The 3,425-nt window shown below is 73.7% G+C and carries 2 protein-coding genes; one reads left to right on the forward strand and one right to left on the reverse strand.

Annotated elements, in window-relative coordinates; genetic code table 11:
• A partial coding sequence (locus tag AWZ10_RS01070; protein ID WP_159058190.1) for a PAS domain-containing protein occupies positions 1–1,114 on the reverse strand: 1,114 nt, incomplete at its 3' end.
• Positions 1,115–1,366: 252 nt separating this feature from the next.
• Between AWZ10_RS01070 and lanKC the strand changes: the two genes are divergently transcribed.
• Positions 1,367–3,425: class III lanthionine synthetase LanKC (lanKC, locus tag AWZ10_RS01075; protein ID WP_060890208.1), on the forward strand; the 2,059-nt coding region annotated here is incomplete at its 3' end.

The raw sequence follows: 3,425 nt of genomic DNA on the forward strand, positions 1-3,425 counted from the left end.
CGCGTCCCTCACGGAGCGCGGTGGCGAGGGTCGGCATGGTGCGCACCGGCGCGTCCGGCCACTCGGAGCGCCACTCGGAGCGCCACACCTCGGGCCAGATCTCCGGCTGCGGCGGGTCGAGGACGGTGACGACGAGGCGGTCGCCCTCCAGCTCGGCGAGGGCGATCCGGTCGGCCCGGAGCGGCTTGCGCAGCGCGGTCACCACGGCCTGGCTGACGTCACGGACGGTACCGGCGGTGGCCAGGGCGGCGGCGAGGCGCTGGATGCGGGCCACGTCACCGCGGCCGGTGCGCAGGGTGGAGGCGTCGGCGACGGTGCCGACGAGACGGGCGGGCCGGTCCTCACCGCCGGGCAGGATCCGGCCCCGCAGCCTGAGCCACTTCTGCTCGCCGGAGGGCTGCAGGATGCGGAACTCCAGCTCCCGGTCGCCGATGGACATGTGGTCCGCCTCCACGACGGACATCAGGGCGGGCAGGTCCTCGGGCACGGTCAGCGCGATCAGGGTCTCGACCCGGCCGTCGAAGTCGTCCGGGCCCATGCCGAACAGCTCCAGCAGCTTGTCGTCGACCTCGACCCGCCCGGTGTCCATGGCCAGGTCGAACGAGGCGCCGAGCCCGGTGGGCGGGGCGGGGGCTGCGCTGGTGACCGCCTCGGCGAGCAGATCCAGGCAGTGCCGGTCCTCGGCGTCGAAGGCGTCCGTGCCGTCGCCGACGGCGACGAGGCAGCCGCGCTCGCGCAGCGGCAGCACGCCCAGCGAGAAGCCCTCGGCGTGTGCGCGGCGGACGTCGGCGTCCTGCTGGAGATCGCCGGAGACGAGCCAGCGCGGCCGGCCCGAACGGCATGCCTCGGCGACCGGATCGGTCCCCGTGGCCGGGTAGGTGTCGCGCAGCCCGTACAGGCTCCTCGGTACGCCGGCCTCGCCGGCCAGGGACATGGCGTCGCCCTCGCGGTTCGGGAGGTACACGGCGGCGACGGTCGCACTCGTGAACACGAGCACCTGTTCGAGGATGGCGTGCAGCCGCGCGTGGGGATCGAGGTCGCCGCCGAGCGACTTGAGCGCGAGTTCGGCACGCAGCGTCCTCGTTCCGCGTTCCGCAGCGCCTGCACTGACCACGTCCGCAATTACAGCGCTTCCGGCCCACTCGCGCAGCCCCTGGGACCGTTCCGCGAGGCCGGGGCCCCGCTTCGCACCGTCCTGGTTCGAAAGGCACCGAACAGATCTTTACTCGTGCGTTCCGCACGGTGAGCGCGTGACAGGCGTGACGGGTCACTGGTGACAGCCGTGACTGTCGGGCGCTCCGGCGGGCTGGAAGGCTCGTCATCACTTGGCCCAGGGGGCGATGGCACAGGACCCGGGGGAACCCGTATGGACAAGCGGTACGAGGCGTACGCGCTCGCCGACAGACACTTCTACGAGACACCGGACCGGCTCTCGGCCGGTGACCGCGCCGGCACGGCGGCGCCCGGCTACGAGACGGCCGGGCGTGCGGTTCCCGAGGGCTGGCGGGCCGCCCGGATCGGGGACTGGCTGACGCTGACCCCGGTCGACGACGGCGGGCGGCCCCGTCCCGGACCCACCCAGGGATGGAAGGTGCACGCCTCCGCCACCCGGGCGAACGCGGACCGGATCGCGGCGATCGTGTGGGACTACTGCGTGCCCCGGCGGATCCCGTTCAAGTTCGTGCCGGGCCCGCATCTGCTGCATCTGCGCAACGCCAAGTACGCGGCCCGCGACACCAGCGGCAAGTTCGTCACGGTCTACCCGGCCGACGAGGACCGGCTCCACCTCGTCCTGCGTGAGCTGGGCGAACTCCTCGACGGCCTCGACGGGCCGTACATCCTCACCGACCTGCGCTGGAACGAAGGACCGCTGTACGTCCGCTACGGCGCGTTCGCCCGCTCCTTCGTCGTCGACGAGCGCGGCACCCTCGTCCCGGCCGTCCGCGACGGAGCGGGCACCCTGGTGCCGGACCAGCGGAAGCCGACCTTCCACGTCCCCGACTGGGTGACCCTGCCCGCGTTCCTGGAACCGCAGCTGGCGGCGCGCAACACGACCACGGTCGGCGATCTGCCGTACCGCATCGAGAAGGCGCTGCACTTCTCCAACGGCGGCGGGGTGTACGTCGGCACCGACACCCGTGACGGCCGCCGGGTCGTCCTCAAGGAGGGGCGGCCGCACGCCGGGCTGGCCGCCGACGGGGCCGACGCGGTGACCCGGCTGGAGCGGGAGAAGGACGCGCTGGAGCGGCTGGCCGGGCTGGGGGTCGTGCCCGAGGTGCGTGACTGGTTCACGCTCGGCGACCACCGCTTCCTCGTCATGGACTTCGTCGAGGGCCGCCCGCTCAACTCGTGCGTCGCCGAACGGCACCCCCTGCTGGCCTCGGATCCCGCGCCGGACGCGGTCGCCGCGTACACGGCCTGGGCGTTGCACATCCACCGGGCCGTCGAGGAGGCGGTCGAGGCGGTGCACTCGCGCGGGATCGTCTTCAACGACCTGCACGTCTTCAACATCATGGTCGCGCCCGACGAGCGGTCGGTGTCCCTGCTGGACTTCGAGGCGGCGGCGCCCGCCGAGGAGAACGGCCGCCAGATCGTCGCCCACCCGGGCTTCCTGGCACCCCCGGAGCGCACCGGCCCGGACGTCGACCGCTACGCCCTGGCGTGTCTGCGCCTCGCGCTGTTCCTGCCGGTCACGTCCCTGTTCGTGGTGGAACGGGGGAAGGCCGCACATCTGGCCTCGGTGATCGCGGAGCAGTTCCCGGGGGTGCCGCGCGAGTTCCTCGACGAGGCGGTCGCGGAGATCACCCGGGCGAGCGGTGCCGCCGCCGAGCACCCGCCGGCCGGGGTGGAGGGGGCTGGGGCACGTGCGGAGGGGGCTCGTGGCCTGCCGGGTGGCTGGTCCCTCGCCGAGCCCGGGGACTGGCCGTACAGCCGTGACTCGATGGTCAAGGCGATCCTGGCGTCGGCCACGCCGGAGCGTGACGACCGGCTCTTCCCGGGGGACGTCGCCCAGTTCTCCGACGGCGGCGGACTCGGCCTCGCACACGGCGCGGCGGGCGTCCTCTACGCGCTCGCGGAGGTCGGCGCGGAACGGTACGAGGAGGGCGAGCGCTGGCTCCTCGACCACTGCGACCCGGTGCCGATCGGGACCCCGCTCGGCCTGTACGACGGTCTCGCGGGTGTCGCCCATACCCTGGCGCGGCTCGGCCACCGGCAGCGGGCCCTGGACCTGGTCGAGCAGATCCTCGCCGAGAAGTGGCACAAGCTGTCGTCCGACCTGCGCGGCGGTCTGGCCGGGCTCGGCCTGGTGCTCGACGAGCTGGCGCGGACCACCGGTGAGTCCGGGCTGCGCGACCACGCGGCCAAGGCCGCACGCCTCCTCGTACACCGCCTCGCCGAGCCCCGCCCCGCTCCGGCCCGCCGAC

The organism is Streptomyces europaeiscabiei (assembly GCF_001550375.1).
Classification (GTDB): domain Bacteria; phylum Actinomycetota; class Actinomycetes; order Streptomycetales; family Streptomycetaceae; genus Streptomyces; species Streptomyces europaeiscabiei.